15 protein-coding genes are annotated in these 17,187 nt (G+C 71.6%); 7 read left to right on the forward strand and 8 right to left on the reverse strand.

The window, feature by feature from the left end; all coding sequences use genetic code 11:
- Window positions 1–86: 86 nt before the first annotated feature.
- Window positions 87–503, reverse strand: coding sequence for a cobalamin B12-binding domain-containing protein (locus tag P1P75_RS29950; protein ID WP_086767401.1), 417 nt, complete (start codon window positions 501–503; stop codon window positions 87–89).
- Window positions 504–958: 455 nt separating this feature from the next.
- Here P1P75_RS29950 and P1P75_RS29955 point away from each other — a divergent pair, with 455 nt between their 5' ends.
- Together P1P75_RS29955 and P1P75_RS29960 are read left to right on the forward strand one after the other, a co-directional pair.
- Window positions 959–1,861, forward strand: coding sequence for an alpha/beta fold hydrolase (locus P1P75_RS29955; RefSeq protein WP_319261254.1), 903 nt, complete (start codon window positions 959–961; stop codon window positions 1,859–1,861).
- Between the two features lie 327 nt (window positions 1,862–2,188).
- Complete coding sequence (locus P1P75_RS29960) at window positions 2,189–3,694, forward strand: peptidoglycan DD-metalloendopeptidase family protein (protein ID WP_319261258.1); 1,506 nt, start codon at window positions 2,189–2,191, stop codon at window positions 3,692–3,694.
- Between the two features lie 74 nt (window positions 3,695–3,768).
- On the opposite strand, the gene pcrA is transcribed toward P1P75_RS29960, so the two are convergent.
- The gene (gene pcrA / locus P1P75_RS29965) at window positions 3,769–6,255 is read right to left on the reverse strand and encodes a DNA helicase PcrA (protein ID WP_319261261.1); all 2,487 of its coding nucleotides are present in this window, start codon (window positions 6,253–6,255) and stop codon (window positions 3,769–3,771) included.
- Between the two features lie 445 nt (window positions 6,256–6,700).
- Between pcrA and P1P75_RS29970 the strand changes: the two genes are divergently transcribed.
- The gene (locus P1P75_RS29970) at window positions 6,701–7,888 is read left to right on the forward strand and encodes an NlpC/P60 family protein (RefSeq protein ID WP_319261264.1); all 1,188 of its coding nucleotides are present in this window, start codon (window positions 6,701–6,703) and stop codon (window positions 7,886–7,888) included.
- Window positions 7,889–7,910: 22 nt separating this feature from the next.
- On the opposite strand, the gene P1P75_RS29975 is transcribed toward P1P75_RS29970, so the two are convergent.
- On the reverse strand, window positions 7,911–8,264 hold the full coding sequence (locus P1P75_RS29975) for a hypothetical protein (protein WP_319261267.1): 354 nt from the start codon (window positions 8,262–8,264) through the stop codon (window positions 7,911–7,913).
- Window positions 8,265–8,742: 478 nt separating this feature from the next.
- Between P1P75_RS29975 and P1P75_RS29980 the strand changes: the two genes are divergently transcribed.
- Window positions 8,743–9,819, forward strand: a complete 1,077-nt coding sequence (locus P1P75_RS29980; protein ID WP_319261269.1) for an NlpC/P60 family protein — start codon at window positions 8,743–8,745, stop codon at window positions 9,817–9,819.
- An 11-nt stretch (window positions 9,820–9,830) separates the two neighbouring features.
- Here P1P75_RS29980 and P1P75_RS29985 read toward each other — a convergent pair whose 3' ends face one another.
- Both P1P75_RS29985 and P1P75_RS29990 read right to left on the reverse strand, forming a co-directional pair.
- Window positions 9,831–10,571, reverse strand: a complete 741-nt coding sequence (locus P1P75_RS29985; protein WP_319261272.1) for a response regulator transcription factor — start codon at window positions 10,569–10,571, stop codon at window positions 9,831–9,833.
- On the reverse strand, window positions 10,571–11,884 hold the full coding sequence (locus P1P75_RS29990; protein WP_319261275.1) for a PspC domain-containing protein: 1,314 nt from the start codon (window positions 11,882–11,884) through the stop codon (window positions 10,571–10,573). The genes P1P75_RS29985 and P1P75_RS29990 overlap by 1 nt, the downstream gene beginning before the upstream one ends.
- A 143-nt stretch (window positions 11,885–12,027) precedes the next feature.
- On the opposite strand from P1P75_RS29990, the gene P1P75_RS29995 reads away from it, so the two are divergent.
- Both P1P75_RS29995 and P1P75_RS30000 read left to right on the forward strand, forming a co-directional pair.
- Window positions 12,028–13,383, forward strand: a complete 1,356-nt coding sequence (locus tag P1P75_RS29995; RefSeq protein WP_319261278.1) for a PspC domain-containing protein — start codon at window positions 12,028–12,030, stop codon at window positions 13,381–13,383.
- Window positions 13,370–13,660 carry a hypothetical protein gene (locus P1P75_RS30000; protein WP_319261280.1) on the forward strand — a complete coding sequence of 97 codons (291 nt, stop codon included), beginning with the start codon at window positions 13,370–13,372 and terminating at the stop codon, window positions 13,658–13,660. The genes P1P75_RS29995 and P1P75_RS30000 overlap by 14 nt, the downstream gene beginning before the upstream one ends.
- A 36-nt stretch (window positions 13,661–13,696) precedes the next feature.
- Here P1P75_RS30000 and P1P75_RS30005 read toward each other — a convergent pair whose 3' ends face one another.
- The 3 genes from P1P75_RS30005 to P1P75_RS30015 form a co-directional block, all read right to left on the reverse strand.
- Window positions 13,697–14,230, reverse strand: a complete 534-nt coding sequence (locus P1P75_RS30005; RefSeq protein WP_319261283.1) for a DoxX family protein — start codon at window positions 14,228–14,230, stop codon at window positions 13,697–13,699.
- A 148-nt stretch (window positions 14,231–14,378) separates the two neighbouring features.
- The gene (locus tag P1P75_RS30010) at window positions 14,379–15,656 is read right to left on the reverse strand and encodes a hypothetical protein (protein ID WP_319261286.1); all 1,278 of its coding nucleotides are present in this window, start codon (window positions 15,654–15,656) and stop codon (window positions 14,379–14,381) included.
- A 174-nt stretch (window positions 15,657–15,830) separates the two neighbouring features.
- A complete protein-coding gene (locus P1P75_RS30015) occupies window positions 15,831–16,625 on the reverse strand; it encodes a class II aldolase/adducin family protein (RefSeq protein WP_319261289.1) in 795 nt (264 codons plus the stop codon).
- A 244-nt stretch (window positions 16,626–16,869) separates the two neighbouring features.
- On the opposite strand from P1P75_RS30015, the gene P1P75_RS30020 reads away from it, so the two are divergent.
- Window positions 16,870–17,187, forward strand: a 318-nt coding sequence (locus tag P1P75_RS30020) for a pyridoxamine 5'-phosphate oxidase family protein (RefSeq protein WP_319261291.1), incomplete at its 3' end; no start/stop codon positions are given.

Raw genomic sequence — 17,187 nt, forward strand, 5'->3', positions numbered from 1 at the left:
CCTCCGGTCCCGTCGGGGCGTGCGGGGGTCCGGGGTCGTCGCCCTCAGGCACGATTCCCCCGGACCACTCCCGTCGCGGGACGGTTCTACGCTCCCGCGGGCTGTCGTACGTTCGCCCGTACCCAGTTCACGATCGACGCCGTGGTCGCACCGGGGGTGAAGATCTCGGCGACGCCCTTCTCCTTCAGCGGGGCGATGTCCGCCTCGGGGATGATCCCCCCGCCGAAGACCAGGATGTCCGCCGCGTCGCGCTCCTCCAGGAGCGCGATCACGGCGGCGAAGAGCGTGTTGTGCGCCCCCGACAGGATGGACAGACCGATCGCGTCGGCGTCCTCCTGGATCGCGGTGTCGACGATCTGTTCGGGGGTCTGGTGGAGGCCTGTGTAGATGACCTCCATACCGGCGTCGCGCAACGCGCGCGCGATCACCTTGGCCCCGCGATCGTGGCCGTCGAGCCCCGGCTTGGCCACCACCACGCGGATCGGACCGGCTGCCACACCCATCACTGCCTCCATGAAGCGACTACATCCATCCGTACCGATTCCCTGCGTACCGAGAGGTACCACCACACCGGCCGGGGAAGTGAACGAACGTTATCGCCAGCATCCCGCAACCGGCGGTTTTACGGTGCGCACCGAGGGGGAAATCACACAGTGGGACACGTTCACCCAACGCGGTTTCCTCTCCCCCGCCGGGGAACCCGGGGAAACCAGCGCAACGGGAGCCGCAACGAGGTCGCCGCACCGCCGCGTCGCAGACCGCGCGCCGTGGCGATGTGGCGCATCGGCGCAGGCTCGACGGGCAGGCAGGACCGGGTCGTCGACGTCAGGAGCGCAGGGAGCACACCGCTCACCCCACCGCACCAGCCCTTCGCGCACCGCCGACCGCCTCCGCCGCGACTTCCACGAGGGCACACGGGGGACAGAGCCGTCCTCAGCGTGCCGACAGGAGGTCGGCCATGCAGGTCACCCGGGCCCTGGAGCCCTTTCTTCCGTTCCGTCTCTGCCGGCGTCTGCTGCCGAGCGGGCTGATGGGACTCTCCGTGACGCTCCTCAAGGCCACCGCCCTGGAGATCGCCATCCTCACGGGTCATCTCCTCCTGTATCCGTCCGGCATCGCGCAGGAGCGCCGCGCCGGCCCGCCCGCGCTCCCGGCCGGTGGCACCGAAGGGGCCGGGGACCCGGCGCGGCTGCCGACCCAGGCCCCGCCCCCGGTGATCCTCCTGCACGGCTTCATCGACAACCGTTCCGTGTTCGTCCTGCTGCGCCGCAGCCTCGGCCAGCACGGCAGACACCGCGTGGAGTCACTCAACTACTCCCCGCTGACCTGTGACATCCGGATCGCCGCCGAACTGCTCGGCCGGCACATCGAGGAGATCTGCCAGCGCACCGGCAGCAGCCAGGTGGATGTCGTGGGCCACAGCCTCGGCGGGCTGATCGCGCGCTATTACGTGCAGCGGCTGGGCGGCGACACGCGGGTGCGGACGCTGGTCATGCTGGGCACCCCGCACTCCGGGACCCAGGTAGCGCCGCTGGCGAACGCCCACCCGATCGTGCGGCAGATGCGCCCCGGCTCGGAGGTCATCGAGGAGCTGTCGCGGCCGGCGCCCGGCTGCCGGACGCGGTTCGTCAGTTTCTGGAGCGACCTCGACCACCTGATGGTGCCGCTGGAGACCGCCCGCCTCGACCACCCCGACCTCCTGACGGAGAACGTGCAGGTGAGCGGCATCGGACATCTCGCCCTCCCGGTGCACCCGGCCGTCGCGACCGGCATTCGCCAGGCCCTCGACGGCGACGGGACGGCGGCCGACGCCACGCCCGGCACGCCCGCCTCGCACACCGGCGATCTGACGGTCGCCTGAGGACACCCGACGAATGTCCAGGAGACGCCACAAGGCGTTCCTGACGAGACACCTGACGCCACTTCCGGTCACAAAGAGACACACGGCGACATAACAGCCGTCCACCACAGTCGACTTACAGCGCCCCCACAGCACCACGACAGTCGTTCGACCTCGAACAGACTTCGAACATAGGGCCAAACTCGCGCCCGCCCTCCCCCGAAACAGGGCCGAATGCCCCTTTCCCGCGGGCATGAAACCTGCGGAAGATTGTCGTGCCCGCATACCGGCGGGTACAGTCGCCGCACTGCTCTGGCAGCCCCTGTTGTCGAGGCGAGAGAGAAGTTGGTGAACGATCGTCACCCGTCGGGGACCATGACCACCCCGGCCCCGGCTTCCGACGCCGACTCGGCGCACCAGGCGTCGTACGGCTCCCCGGAAGCCCAGTACGGCGACTTCACCACGTACCACGGCTACGACTCCGGCACGTACGACACCGGCGCGCACACCACGGGTCACTTCACGGCCGATCCCCTCTTCGGCGACATGCCGGGCGACGGCGCATCGACCGCCCCGGCCGGGGCGTACGACGCCACGCAGTGGGCCACGGGCAGCCACCAGACCCTGAACCACGACCCGTACGCGGCCCAGCACCACGCCGCCTATGACACGGGCGCCTACGACACGACGGCCTGGTCCACGGATCCGCAGCAGCTGGCGGGCGTCCCGCCGCAGGCCACCGCCCCCGACGTCAGCGGTCAGTGGGACGCGAGCGCCTGGCTCCAGCCCGACGCGTCGGGCACCCCGGCCGACGGGACCCAGCAGTGGGAATGGGGCACGCAGGCCTTCGACACCGGCGCCTACGACGCGACGCAGTGGAACTCCGACGGCGCCGGCGCAGACACCACGGAGAACGGCGACGGCGACGACGAGTACGGGCAGCAGGCCGAGGTCCCCTTCGATCAGCAGGCCACCGCCACGTTCGAGCAGGTCGGGCGCCCCGAATCCGCCCCCGCCGACGGTGAGCCGGCCGACGGCACCCCCCTCCTGGACGAGCAGGAGGAAGCCGCCCCGGCCCCGCTCGGGCGGGCGGCGACCCGCAACGCGAACCGCTCTCGCCGCCGCGCCCCCGCGAAACGTTCCGCGCTGCTGACCGTGGCCGTGCCCTCGGCGTGCGTCATGGGTGTGGCCGGTATCGCGGCGGCCTCGGTCGGCACGCTGACCGGCGGCGACGACCACGACACCACGGCCTCCGCCTCGGCCTCCGAAGCGCAGGCGGTGAAGCCGTCCGCCGCGAACAACAAGCTGGACACCCAGCTCCAGACCCTCACCGCCGAGGCCGACGACTTCGCCGACCGGGCCAGCCGTACGCAGGAACGCATCGACCTCAAGGCGCAGCAGGAAGCCGAGAAGAAGAAGGCGGCGGCGGAGGCGGCCCGCAAGGAGCGGCTGCGCCCCAAGTACGCGCTGCCTGTCTCCAACCACGGCCTGAGCGCCTACTACGGCCAGGCCGGCATCAACTGGATGTCCCAGCACACCGGCATCGACTTCCCGGTGTCCTACGGCACCACGGTGATGGCGGCGACCGACGGCACCGTCCGCACCCAGTGGAACAGCGCCTACGGCAACATGATGATCGTCACGGCGAAGGACGGCACGGAGACCTGGTACTGCCACCTCTCCAGCTACCGCGTCTCCTCCGGTACGACGGTGAAGGCCGGCGACCCAATCGCGTACTCCGGGAACTCCGGCAACTCCACCGGGCCGCACCTGCACTTCGAGGTCCGGCCGGGCGGCGCCTCCGCCGTCGACCCGCTGCCGTGGCTGCGCAGCCACGGACTCGACCCGACGTAGGACCGCACGACTTCACCGATGAGCCCTCGGCGTCGACGCGATCGACTCGACGCCGGGGGCTCATCGCATGCCGACTACAGCTTCTCCACCGGCGCGTAGCGCAGCAGCAGCCGCTTCGGCTTGGCCTCGCCGAAGTCGACGGTCGCCTCCGCGTTGGCGCCCGTGCCCTTCACGCCGACGACCGTGCCGAGGCCGAACTGGTCGTGGGTGACCCGGTCGCCGACGGCCAGGGAGACCACCGGCTTCTCCGAGGTGCGCCGCGTGGCGAAGCCGGACCCGCCGGCCGCCGAGGACCGCGAACGGGACGACGACAGCGAGGCCGCCACCCCGGACACCGGACCGGCGGACACCGGCGAGGTCGCCCCGGTCCGCTTCCAGTCGACATGCACGGCCGGAATCTCCTCCAGGAACCGCGAGGGCGGGTTGTACGACGGCTGCCCCCAGGCGCTGCGCAGCGCGGAACGCGTCAGGTACAGCCGCTCACGCGCGCGCGTGATGCCGACGTAGGCGAGACGGCGCTCCTCCTCCAGTTCCTTGGTCTGGCCGAGGGCCCGCATGTGCGGGAAGACGCCGTCCTCCATGCCGGTGAGGAAGACCACCGGGAACTCCAGGCCCTTGGCGGTGTGCAGGGTCATCAGCGTGATGACACCCGAACCGTCCTCGCTCTCGTCGGGGATCTGGTCGGAGTCGGCGACCAGCGCGACCCGCTCCAGGAACTCGGAGAGCGAGCCGGTCCCCTCGCCCTCGCCGGACTCCTGCTCGAACTCCAGGGCCACGGAGGCGAGTTCCTGGAGGTTCTCGACGCGGGTCTCGTCCTGCGGGTCGGTGGAGTTCTGCAACTCGGAGAGATAGCCGGTCTGGTTGAGGACCGCCTCCAGGACCGTGGCCGGTCCCGCGCCCGACTCGACGATCGTGCGCAGCTCCTCCATCAGCGTGTTGAACCGCTGGACCGCGTTCGTGGAGCGCGCGGCCATGCCGTAGGCCTCGTCGACGCGCTTGAGGGCCTGCGCGAAGCTGATCTTCTCGCGCTGGGAGAGGGCGTCGATCATCGCCTCGGCGCGCTCACCGATGCCGCGCTTGGGCACGTTGAGGATGCGGCGCAGCGGTACCGAGTCCTCCGGGTTGGCCAGGACGCGCAGGTAGGCCAGGACGTCCCGGACCTCCTTGCGCTCGTAGAAGCGGACGCCGCCGACGACCTTGTAGGGCAGGCCGACGCGGATGAAGATCTCTTCGAAGACGCGGGACTGGGCGTTGGTGCGGTAGAAGACGGCGACGTCACCGGCCTTGGCCTCGCCCGCGTCCGTGAGGCGGTCTATCTCGTCGGCGACGAACTGCGCCTCGTCGTGCTCGGTGTCGGCGACATAGCCGGTGATGCGCGCGCCGTCGCCGGCGTTGGTCCACAGGTTCTTGGGACGGCGCGACTCGTTGCGCTCGATGACGGCGTTGGCGGCCGTGAGGATCGTCTGGGTGGAGCGGTAGTTCTGCTCCAGCAGGATCGTCGTGGCGTCCGCGTAGTCCTCCTCGAACTGGAGGATGTTGCGGATGGTCGCGCCGCGGAAGGCGTAGATCGACTGGTCTGCGTCGCCCACGACGCAGAGTTCGGCGGGTGGCAGGTCGTCCGCGCTCGGCGGCACGTCCACCGGGTGCTCGGAGGAGCCGACTAGTTCCCTGACCAGCGCGTACTGGGCGTGGTTGGTGTCCTGATACTCGTCGACGAGGACATGCCGGAAGCGGCGGCGGTAGTGCTCGGCGACGTCGGGGAAGGCGCGCAGCAGGTTGACCGTCGTCATGATCAGGTCGTCGAAGTCGAGGGCGTTCGCCTCGCGCAGCCGCGACTGGTACATGGCGTAGGCCTGGGCGAGGGTCTTCTCGAAACCGTCGGTGGCCTGGGCGGCGAAGTCCTCCTCGTCGACCAGCTCGTTCTTCAGGTTGCTGATCTTGGCGCTGAAGGACTTCGGCGGGAAGCGCTTGGGGTCGAGGTCCAGGTCGCGGCAGACCAGGGCCATCAGACGCTTGGAGTCGGCGGCGTCGTAGATCGAGAACGACGAGGTGAAGCCGAGGCGCTTGCTCTCGCGGCGCAGGATGCGCACGCACGCGCTGTGGAAGGTCATCACCCACATCGCGTTCGCCCGCGGGCCGACGAGCTGCTCGACGCGCTCCTTCATCTCGCCCGCGGCCTTGTTGGTGAAGGTGATCGCGAGGATCTGGCCCGGATGGACATGCCGCTCGGCGAGGAGGTGGGCGATGCGGTGGGTCAGCACGCGCGTCTTGCCGGAGCCGGCGCCGGCGACGATGAGCAGCGGGGTGCCGGAGTGGACCACGGCCGCGCGCTGGTTCTCGTTGAGCCCTGCCAGGAGGGCCGCCGCGTCGAGCGGCGGGCGGGGGGCGCCGTCGCGGTAGTGGGTGTCCCGGTCCGGCGGCGCGTCGAACTTCCCGCCGAACAGATCGTCCGGAACCTGTTCCGGAGAGTGATCGTCCTCGGGCGGCGGCGGGGGTTCCTCGTGGTGGCCGCGGGGGGCCTGGAGGTCCGCCAGGAAGCTGTCGTCAAAGAGGCTGCTCATCGCTCTCCGAGTCTAGGCTGCCCCACTGACAACCCGTGGCCGTCCCGGAAACATCCCGCTGCCCTCACCATCCGGGGCACCCCCGGCACCGTCGGTGACCACGGACGACGCCCCGCCCCGAGGTCACGAAAATGTATCGGGCATATCACCCACCAACCTTCACAGGGGCCACACCGGTTGGCTACCGTGCCGGGCAGGCCGTACGACCCCTTCCGGCGAACCTCGCCGGGCCGCGCGGCCTCCGCCGAGTCCGGCGCGCCCTCGCGGCCACCGGAGCCGGGGACCCACCGAGACCTTGGGGTGAATCGGCTCACTCCCCTCCGGGGAGGACGAACCGTAGGGCAACCCTTCCAGAACCCGCCCGAACCCTCCCCAGTGCCTCAAACGGCCTGGGGGTACCCCCACCGCTGACCCGGTAGGCGGAAACTGGAAGGAGTCGCCTCCCTTGGCGTCGCAGCACCGCAAGCCCCGTCCCGGGGGCACCCGCGTGGCAGGAGTACGTACACCCGCTCTCGCCACCGCCGCCCTCACCTCGGTGGCCCTGCTCTCGCAGACGGCGACCGCCGCCCCCTCCACCGACGACAAGCCGAGTGTGGAGGAGGTCGAGAAGAAGGTCGACGATCTCTACCGCCAGGCGGAGACGGCCACCGAGAAGTACAACGCCGCCAAGGAGAAGACGACCAAGCAGCGCAAGCAGGTCGACACCCTCCTCGACGATGTCGCCCAGCGTGCCCAGAAGCTCAACGACGCGCGGGAGGAACTGGGTTCCTACGCCGCCGCCCAGTACCGCACCGGCGCCTCCGCCCCGGACACGGCGACGTTCCTGCTCGCGGACACCCCGCAGGACTACTTCGACCAGACGCAGCTGATGGGCCGGATGACCGAGCGCCAGAAGGGCGCCGTCGACGACTACTTCGCCGACCAGGCGGAGACGATGAAGAAGCGCCAGGAGGCCGCCGAGAGCCTCCGGACGCTCACCGACTCGCAGACCGACCTGAAGACCGCCAAGGCCACCGTCCAGAAGAAGCTCAGCTCCGCCCGCGCCCTGCTGTCGCAGCTGACGGCCGAGGAGAAGGCGCGGCTGGCGGCGATCGAGGAGCGCAAGCGGCAGGAGGCCACCCGCAAGGCGGCCGAGCTGGCCGAGCAGCAGGCGGCGGCGAAGGCGGCGGCCCGGCAGGAGAGCGGCGACGCCTCGGGGGCAGGGTCGACGGGCACCGACACGTCGACGTCCTCACCCTCCCCGTCGCCCTCCCCCTCCACGGACTCCTCGTACGCGACCAAGGCCGAGAAGGCGCTGGCGTTCGCCCGCGCGCAGATCGGCAAGCCGTACGTGTGGGGCGCCACCGGCCCGGACTCCTACGACTGCTCCGGCCTCACCCAGGCGGCCTGGAAGGCCGCCGGCGTCACCCTGCCCCGCGTCACCTACGACCAGGTGAACGCCGGCACGACGGTCTCCCTGCCCTCCGCGCAACCCGGTGACCTGGTGTTCTTCTACGCCGACGTCACCCACGTCGGCATCTACATAGGCAACGGCATGATGATCCACGCCCCGAAGCCCGGCACGTACGTGCGCGAGGAATCGATCTACTACGACGGAGAGTCGTCGATCCACAGCGTGGTACGGCCGGCCTGAGGACTCAGGTCACTCGGGTCGATCACGTCCAGAGCACCGCGATGAAGATGTTGGCCACGGTCAGCAGACCGACCAGGCCGAACAGGGGCTTCTCCACCTTCTCGTCGTCGCGCTTCACATAGACGAGGCCGAGGATCACGACCAGCAGGGCCAGCTTCACCCCGATCTTGATGTTGTTGACGTCCTGGTCGTCGGCCTGGTTGAGGCCGACCAGGATCACGCCGGTGACCAGCATCGTCGCGGCGCCGTGCAGCATCGCGGGGACGAAGCGGGCCGTGTCCTGCCCCATCGCCTTCATCTGGGTGAGGAAGCCGCCGAGCAGCGCGGCGATGCCGATGATGTGCAGGCCGACGAAGAGGTGGATGAGTACGTCCATGAGGCCGGATGCTAGTCAGCGGCCCGGCCCCCTCCCGACACCGGCCCACCCGTGCCACCGCCTCGCATATATGCGCCATAGCAGCGCGCCACTCCGGGGCGTCCCGGATTCACCGCATCGGTCGGCCCGCCGTGCGAAGTCGACGACTTGGGACCGGCGGTACGACCACTTCCGGTCACCCGGCAGTCCGCTCCCGTCACTTCCGCACATCGCGTTACCCGACCGACACGAACAGGCCTAGCGTCCTGCCCCAGGTGACCGGCTCCCCACCGCCGCCCGGCCCAGGGGCGGCAGTCGGACACCACCGCCGAGAAGGTCCGGCGGCGCCCCGCTCCCCGTGCGGGCGTCGCCGGACGCGTCAGCCGCCCCCCGCGGCAGTACGCCCGCTCCCCCTGGCGGCCGAGGCCCGTCCCCACGGACCCGGCCGGCCCGGCGGCCGTACCGACGAGGCGGTCGACGAAAGGACGTGCAGTACCACGTGCCAGCGCACCGCAAGCCCCGTCAGCGTTCGACCGGCGGCCACACGGCCCGCACGGCAGCCACCATCGCCCTCGCCGGGGTGGCCGGCGCGACCGCCTTCGACGGGATCGGGCACGCCGAGCCGAACGCCACGCCGGCGCAGGTGAAGGCCAAAGTGGACAAGCTGTACCAGGAGGCCGAGGCGGCCACCGAGAAGTACAACGGCGCGCAGGAGAAGGCGACGGCCGCGGAGCGGCGGCTGGAGACCCTGCGGGACGAGGCCGCGCGCAAGGAGGCGCGGCTCAACACCGCCCGCGAGGCGCTGGGGACGATGGCGGCGGCGCAGTACCGCAGCGGCGGCCTCGGCGAGGCGACGCAACTGGCGCTCTCCGACGACCCCGACCAGTACCTCGACAACGCCGCCTTCGCCGAGCGCGCGGGCGTCCGCCAGTCCGCCGCCGTCACCCGCGTCCGCAAGCAGCTCCGGGAGGTCGAGCAACTGCGGGGTGCCGCCCGCGTCGAACTGACCTCGCTGGCGAAACGCAAGGCCGAGCTGAAGCGGCACAAGAAGACGATCACCGACAAGCTGGACGCGGCGCGCGCCCTGCTGAACCGGCTCACGGCCCAGGAGCGCGCCCAGGTCGTCGCGGGCACCGGCGGCGGTACGGACACCCGCGCCTCGCGGGCCTCGACGGGCGCCCGCTCCAGCCTGCCCGCGCCCGGCTCGGCCACCGCGACAGCGCCCAACTCCCGTGCGGCGGCGGCCGTCTCCTACGCCTACGCCAAGCTCGGCAGCCCCTATGTGTGGGGCGCGACCGGCCCGAACGCCTTCGACTGTTCGGGCCTCGTCCAGGCCGCGTACCGCTCGGCGGGCGTGTCCCTGCCCCGCACGACGTACGCGCAGATCGACACCGGGCGCCGCGTGTCCCGCTCCGAACTCCAGCCGGGCGACCTGGTGTTCTTCTACTCGGGCATCACGCATGTCGGGATCTACGTCGGCGGCGGCAAGATGATCCACGCCCCCAACCCCTCGGCCCCGGTGCGCGTGGCACCGATCGACGAGATGCCGTACGCCGGAGCGAGCCGGGTGGTCTGAGGACGCCCCGGTCACACCAGCCGGCGTGCCGTCGCCCAGCGGGTCAGCTCGTGGCGGTTGGACAGCTGGAGCTTGCGCAGGACCGCCGAGACATGGGACTCGACCGTCTTCACGGAGATGAACAGCTGCTTGGCGATCTCCTTGTAGGCGTAACCGCGGGCGATGAGGCGCAGCACCTCACGCTCGCGCTGGGTGAGGCGGTCGAGGTCCTCGTCGACCGGCGGGGCGTCGGTGGAGGCGAAGGCGTCCAGCACGAATCCTGCGAGCCGCGGCGAGAACACCGCGTCGCCCTCCTGCACCCGGAAGACGGAGTCGACCAGGTCGGTGCCGGTGATCGTCTTGGTGACATAGCCGCGGGCGCCGCCACGGATCACGCCGATCACGTCCTCCGCGGCGTCCGAGACGGAAAGGGCGAGGAAGCGCACGGGCCGCTCGGGGTCGCTCATCAACGGGGCGCAGCGGCGCAGCACTTCGACGCCGCCGCCGCCCGGCAGATGGACGTCGAGGAGGACGACCTCGGGCCGGGTCGCGGTGATGACCGTGACCGCCTGGTCGACGTCGGCGGCCTCACCGACGACCTCCACACCGGTCTCCTCGGTGCGGCCGATCTCGGCCTGCACTCCGGTGCGGAACATGCGGTGGTCGTCCACGAGGACCACGCGCACGTGCCGCCCGGCGCCGCCCTCGCCCTGCGCCGGGTCGGCCGCGGGGGCCGCTCCTGTCGTGCCGCTCGTCTCGGTCGGGTCGCTCATCACTTCTCCGCCCTCTCCATCTCCAGCTCGACCTCCGTGCCGCCGCCCGGGACCGCCCGCAGCCGCGCCGTGCCGCCGTTGCGCTCCATGCGGCCGATGATCGATTCTCTGACGCCCATCCGGTCGGCGGGTATCGAGTCGAAGTCGAAGCCGGGACCGCGGTCCCGGACGGACACGAAGACCGTCCTGCCCTCGACCTCGGCGTAGACCTGTACGGCGCCGCCCTCGCCACCGTACTTGGCGGCGTTCACCATCGCTTCGCGCGCGGCCTGCATCTGTGCGGTCAGCCGCTCGTCGAGCGGGCAGTCGCCGACGACCACGACCTCCAGGGGCACGCCGTGCTTGTCCTCCACCTCGGCCGCGTTGCGCCGGACCGCGTCGGCGAGGGTGGTGGGCTCGTCCTCCTCGTCCTTGCCGGTGCCCTCCGGCTTGTACAGCCAGGTACGCAGGTCGCGCTCCTGGGCGCGGGCCAGGCGGCGCACCTCGCTCGCGTTCTCCGCGTTGCGCTGGATCAGGGTCAGGGTGTGCAGCACCGAGTCGTGCACATGGGCGGCGACCTCCGCGCGCTCCTGGGCGCGGATGCGCATCAGGCGCTCCTCGGACAGGTCCTGCGTCATGCGCACGAGATACGGCCCGGCGAGCAGGGTGATGCCGACCAGGACGGCCAGGGCGGCCTGGAGGACAGAACCGAGGTGGGCCGCGGAGCCCTGGAGGACGAAGATGCCGGAGACGCCGGCGGTGACCAGCAGGACCCCGGCGCCCGCACGCAACAGCGTGAGCGTGCGGCGTCTGCGGCCGGCCTCGACCCAGCGTGCCCGCCGGGCGTTGTCCGCCTGACGCCAGACGAGGGCGACGCCCGCGCCGACGAGCACGGCGGGCAGGAGATAGGCCTTGGCGCCACTGCCCAGGTTCACATTGCCGACGAAGACCATGGCGACGACGACCATGAGGAGCAGGGCGACGATCTGACCCTTGTCGGGCTTGCGGGTGACGAGTCTTCGGCGGCCGTCGGGGCCGGCGGCGACGGAGGGCGGCCGCTGGCCGCCGACCCCGCCGATGCCGAGCGGGACGAAGAACCAGAACGCCGCGTAGAGCAGCGCGCCCAGACCGTCCGCCATGAACAGGCCGACGAAGACGAGCCGCACCCAGATCACGGGCAGCCCGAGATGTCCCGCGAGCCCCCGCGCCACACCACCCAGCCAGCGTCCGTCGCCGCTGCGGTAGAGCTTGCGCGGCGGCCGCGGTTCGACGAGTGGCGCTGTTGCGGCTTCCGGCATGCCAACGATGGTCACACGGCCCCACGCCCCGGGCATCAGGGTTTGGCCCCGAGACGCCCCTGATCTTCGGCGGCCCCGCGGCTCGAACGCCTCCCGGGCCGCGGCTCAGGGCCGATATCAGGGTCCGACCAGGGTCGTTCCGACTGCCGCCGGGGGCTCCGGCCCGCCACCATGGACCCATGACGGATCACGAGCACGCCGCGGGCACCGGACCGGGCAGGAGCACCGCACCCGACGCGGCGGTCCCGCCCGCCGGCGGGCACCCGCCGCACCGGTTCCGCCGCGACCGCGAGCACAGGATGCTCGCCGGCGTGTGCTCGGGCCTGGGGCGGCAGTGCGACATGGACCCGGTGATCTTCCGGATCACGCTCGCCGTGCTCTCCGCGACCGGCGGCATCGGCCTGATCTTCTACGGCTTCGCCTGGCTGTTCGTCCCCTACACCGACGACGGCCAGAACGAGGTGCGCAAGCTGCTGACCGGCCGGGTCGACGGCCAGGCCCTCACGGCCGTGCTGTTCGCGCTGGTCGGCTGCGGGGTGTTCCTGTCGATGCTCAGGAACGGCGGGGTCCTCACCTTCGCCGTCGTCCTCTCGCTCCTGCTGGCCGGCGCCGCCTACTGGTCGCGGCACCGGGAGGCCTGCGACGCCGACCCGCTAGCCGCCCAGGCCGTCGCCGACGCCCCGCCGGAGGCCCAGGCACCACCGGTCCCGGCCGCCTACCCGTCCTGGTGGCGCGACCCCATCGTCAAGGACGGCACCCACGACGGCGGCACGGGGTATCTCTGGGGCCCCGGGGGCTCCCACGCCCCAAACTTCATGTCCTCCGTCGACGTCGACCTCACCGGGCACGCGCATCACCGCCGGCACATACAGAGCCCGTACGGCCGGACACCCCGGCCGCGCGGCCCGCGCTGGATCGGCGGCTGGTCCTTCCTGCTCGCCCTGGTCGCGGGCGGCCTGGCGACCCGGCTCACCTGGGACGAGCATCCGCTGGGCACCAGCCTCCAGGCCGGTCTGTCCGTCGCGCTGATCGTGCTCGGGCTGGGCATCGCGGTCAGCTCGCTGTTGGGGCGTACGGGCGCCGGATCGGTGTTGCTGGCGCTCGTTACGGCGGGCCTGCTGGCCGCCTCCACCGCGGTCCCCAAGGACGTCGGCACGCGCTGGATCGACACGACGTGGAGACCCACGGCGGTCGCCGACGTCCGGGAGAGCTATGACCTCGGCACTGGAGACGCCACCCTGGACCTGTCCCGGCTCAGACCTGCCAAGGGCCAGACGGTGAGCACCAACGCCGAGGTCGGGCTCGGCCGGCTGCGGGTGATCGTGCCCCCGGACGTGAGGGTGACCGTCCGGATCGACGTGGGCCTGGGCGACATCCAGCTGCCGGGCGAGAACCAGGAGGACGTGGACGTCGAGCCGGGCAAGCACAAGGAGGTGACCTTGGCCCCCGTGTCCGGTGGCAAGGACACCGGGACGATCGACCTCGACCTCCAGGTCGGGGCGGGACAGGCGGAGGTGGCCCGTGCTGCGTCATGAGTTCCGGCCGGGCCGGCTGGTCGCCGGCGCCGCCTTCGCCCTCGCGGGCGTGATCTACGCGGGCGACGCGGGCGGCCTCTGGGAGGCGCCCTGGTTCGCCGTCATACCGGTCGTGGTGGCCGGCCTCTGCCTGGCGGCCGTCACCGGCCTCACGGGCCGCGCGGTCCGCGGACGCCGCGCCGCAAATTCGGGCGCCCCCGCCGAGACAGGCGCGGGGGCGGGGACGGAGACGGGCACCGGGACCGGGACAGAGGCGGGGTCGTCAGCGGGGAGCTGAGCACCGGAGGTGGGCCGAGTCCTCCGGCGGCACGGCCTACCGGAAGCCTCCGGACCGCTGCCGCCGCCTGGACCGCCAGGCGGCGTCGAGGGAGAGGACCGGGGCACCGGCGAGCACGAGGGGCAGCCAGGCCATGAGGTAGACGAGATCATTGCCGTAGTAGTACGGGTCGGAGGCCCAGCTCACGGTCAGCCACAGGCTGAGGGAGATCAGCGCGCCGCCGAGGGCGGCGAGGCGGGTGAGGACACCCAGCAGGGTGCCGATGCCTACGGCGAGTTCGCCGAAGGCCATCGCGTAGCCGAAGCCGGTAGGGCTCTTCAGAGAGAGGTCGACCAGGGCGGGGATGGCCGAGGAGTCCCGCACGGCCCGCATGGTGTCGCCGATCGAGCCGGCGCCGCTGTCCTTGAGGAAGGCGCCGTCGGTGAGCTTGTCCAGCCCGGCGTAGATGAAGGTGATGCCGAGGAACACGCGGAGCGGGAGGAGGGCATAGCGGGTGGCGGTGTCCCGCCAGTTGCCGCGGTCACCGTCGAGATAGGGGGAATGCGTGTCCGTTCGCATGCCGTGAGTCATCGCCCGTAGCCGCCTCTCGCCCGCGTGGATGGACCCCTCGACAGACCATACGTACGAAAGCGGCGGTGCGCTCAATGGCCGGCCGGGTCCTGGGCATCTCCTTCCCAGGTGCCGCGTGTCCCAGTCGCGCGGCCGGGTCCCGCGTGTCTCAGTCCGTCACGTCGATCGCGTAGCGGTTCGTCTCCACGCCGGCCGCGGTGATCACCTGCACCTCCACGCGGCCGGGTTCGACCTCCGCGGGGACCGGGACGGTGAGTACCGCGTCGGTGGGGTTGCTGAAGCCTCCCGCGACCGGGACGAGGGGGACGTGGACATGGACGGCACCGATGCGCACGACCATGCGGGAGAGTCGGTCGGCGGTCTGTGCGCCGGGCGGCACGAATCCGGCGCCGCGGATCTCGATGTCGTCGCCGGTGCGGATCGGGCCGTCCAGGTCGCCGGCCTCGCGGGAGCGGACGACGGAAAGGACGACGGGCCGCCCGCCCTCGGCGTACTTTCCGGCGAGGTAGGTCGCGGCCGACACCAGGACGACCACGGCGAGGCCCCAGGGCAGGTCGGGGAGCTGGTCGGGGCGGCGGGCGAGGCGTACGGCGGCGAAGGCCAGGGCGACGGCGCTGATCACGACGTACTGGATGTCGGCGAAGGTGCCGCGGCCTGCGTCGTCGGTGAGCAGGTCGGCGGCCCGGGGGCGGTGCGCGCGGACCTTCTGGAGCCGCTGGCCCAGGACGCGCAGGCCGACCACGCGCCGCACCAGCACGGCGATCGCGCAGACCACGGCGAGGACGGTCACCGCGCCTGCGCCGCGCGCGAGGTCGAGTCCGGAGATCAGGGCGTCGCGCTCGGCGGGTCCGGAGGCGGCCGCCAGCCGGCCCACCAGGACCAGCACCGCGTACGCCACGAACAGCACCCAGGCGGCGGCGACCACGCGGGAGGTGGACAGGCGGTTGTCCTCGCCGATCACGGGGGCCAGCGCGCCGCCGCGCGCCCGGTGGAGCCAGGAGGCGGCGGTCAGGGCGCCGCCGACGAGGAGCGCGGCGAGCAGTCCGGCGGTGCGGGCGGTGGTCCAGCCGGCGCCGATCGCGGTGAGGGACTGCACGAGCAGCAGGGTGACGACGGCCGCCCCCACGGCGCAGGCGGTGCGCTGCCACACGCGGTTCAGCCAGGACTCGCCCTCGGCTCGGCCGCGTTCGGCGACGAGTTCCGCGGACTGGGTGAGCTCCTCGGAGACCCATTGGCGGGAGGCCGAGGCCGAGTGGGCGACGGCGGCGGGAAGTCCCTGTCCTGCGGCGAACTCGTCCCGCTTCACCAGGAAGGCGGCGACCGCCCGCCGGTGTCCCTCGCGTGCCCCGTGCGGGCAGTCCCCGCAGGCGCAGCCACCGTCGTGCGCACCCGGCTCCGGGCCTTGTCTCGCCTCCTGCACCGCCACTGCCGACGCCTGCCTTCCCCGCTACCCGTACGGCCGGTGACCCCTGTGAAACCGGGCCACCGAGCCTGTGAACAACTCCCCTGCGACGACAGCGAATTGTGCCCTACGACACACCGTCCCGCTCCGGCAGGTCTGGTCAGCGCGGGTGAATTCGAGGTTGCCGTGTTGACGCGGCTAGGTGAGCAGGTCCGGTTCGCCACGGCTGATGTCCTGCCAGAGGGGCTGGTAGTTGATCCACGCCACCAGGTCGCCGCCGAGCTGTTCCCTGGTCGCCGCGGCCGCCTTGTGCTCGATGAGCACGGGCCGGCCGGCGGCGCGTGCGGTGAGCTGGACCTGACTGGAGCGTTCCATCGACAGGAACCACCAGGCCGCCGCGTCCACCGAGTCGCCCACGGTCAGCGGGCCGTGGTTGCGCAGTACCAGCGCCTTGCGGCTGCCGAGCGCCGCGGCGATGCGCCGGCCCTCCTCGGCGTCGACGGCGACACCCGTGTAGGCGTCGTACAGCGCGATGTCCTCGTAGAAGGCGCAGCTCTCCTGGGTGATCGGGTCGATCAGTTCGCCGAGGGCGGCGAGCGCGCGGCCGTGGACGGAGTGGCAGTGGGCGACGGCGACGACGTCCGGCCGGGCGGCGTGCACCTGGGCGTGCACGGTGAACGCGGCCTGGTTGACGTGGTAGCGGCCCTCGACGACCTGTCCGTCGGCGTTGACGAGGACGAGGTCGCTCACGGTGACGTGCTTGAAGGGCATGCCGAAGGGATTGACCCAGAAGCAGTCGCCGTACTCGGGGTCGCGGGCGGTGATGTGCCCGGAGACCCCGTCCTCGAAGCCGTGCCGGCCGAAGATCCGCAATGCGCCCGCGAGCCGTTCCTTGCGGTGCCGGCGTTCGTCCTCGACCGAGTCGTGGATCGGTGGCATGGCGAAAGCCAACCGGTCGGTGGGCAGCGGGGCGGGTGACGTGGGCCCGTGCATCGGTCCTCCAGCACTGGGATGTGTTACGGGCGGAAGGTACCTTCGGCCGGCGGAAAAGGGCAGAGCGTCACGCAGAAGTCTCCCTGTGCAGAAGTCTCCCCGTGATGACTCCTGCGATCGTCGGTGCGGTCGTGGGCACAGTCGTCGGTCGTGGGCACAGTCGTCGGTCCCGTCAGTCCCGTCGGTCCCGTCGGTCCCGTAATACCGGACATAAGATGTCCGGTATCCGCGCCACACTCGCCGTATGACAGCACGTCGTACGACAGCAGTGAACTGGGCGGCGTTCGCCGAGGCGGAGCCGGATCTCGCGCGGGTCACCGAGGACCGGTTCGGGGCCTTCACCCACCACGTTCTCGCGACCCTGCGCAAGGACGGCTCCCCGCGCACCAGCGGCCTGGAGGTGCGTTTCCTGGACGGGGAGCTGTGGCTCGGCATGATGCCGGGCTCGCTCAAGGTCCTGGACCTGCGCCGCGACCCCCGTTTCTCGCTCCAGGCCAACCCGGGCGAAGGCACCGGGATGGGCGGCGGGGACGTACGCGTCAGCGGGCGGGCCGTGGAGGTG

The sequence above is a fragment of the Streptomyces sp. ID05-39B genome, assembly GCF_033794725.1.
GTDB classification, from domain to species: Bacteria; Actinomycetota; Actinomycetes; order Streptomycetales; family Streptomycetaceae; genus Streptomyces; species Streptomyces bobili.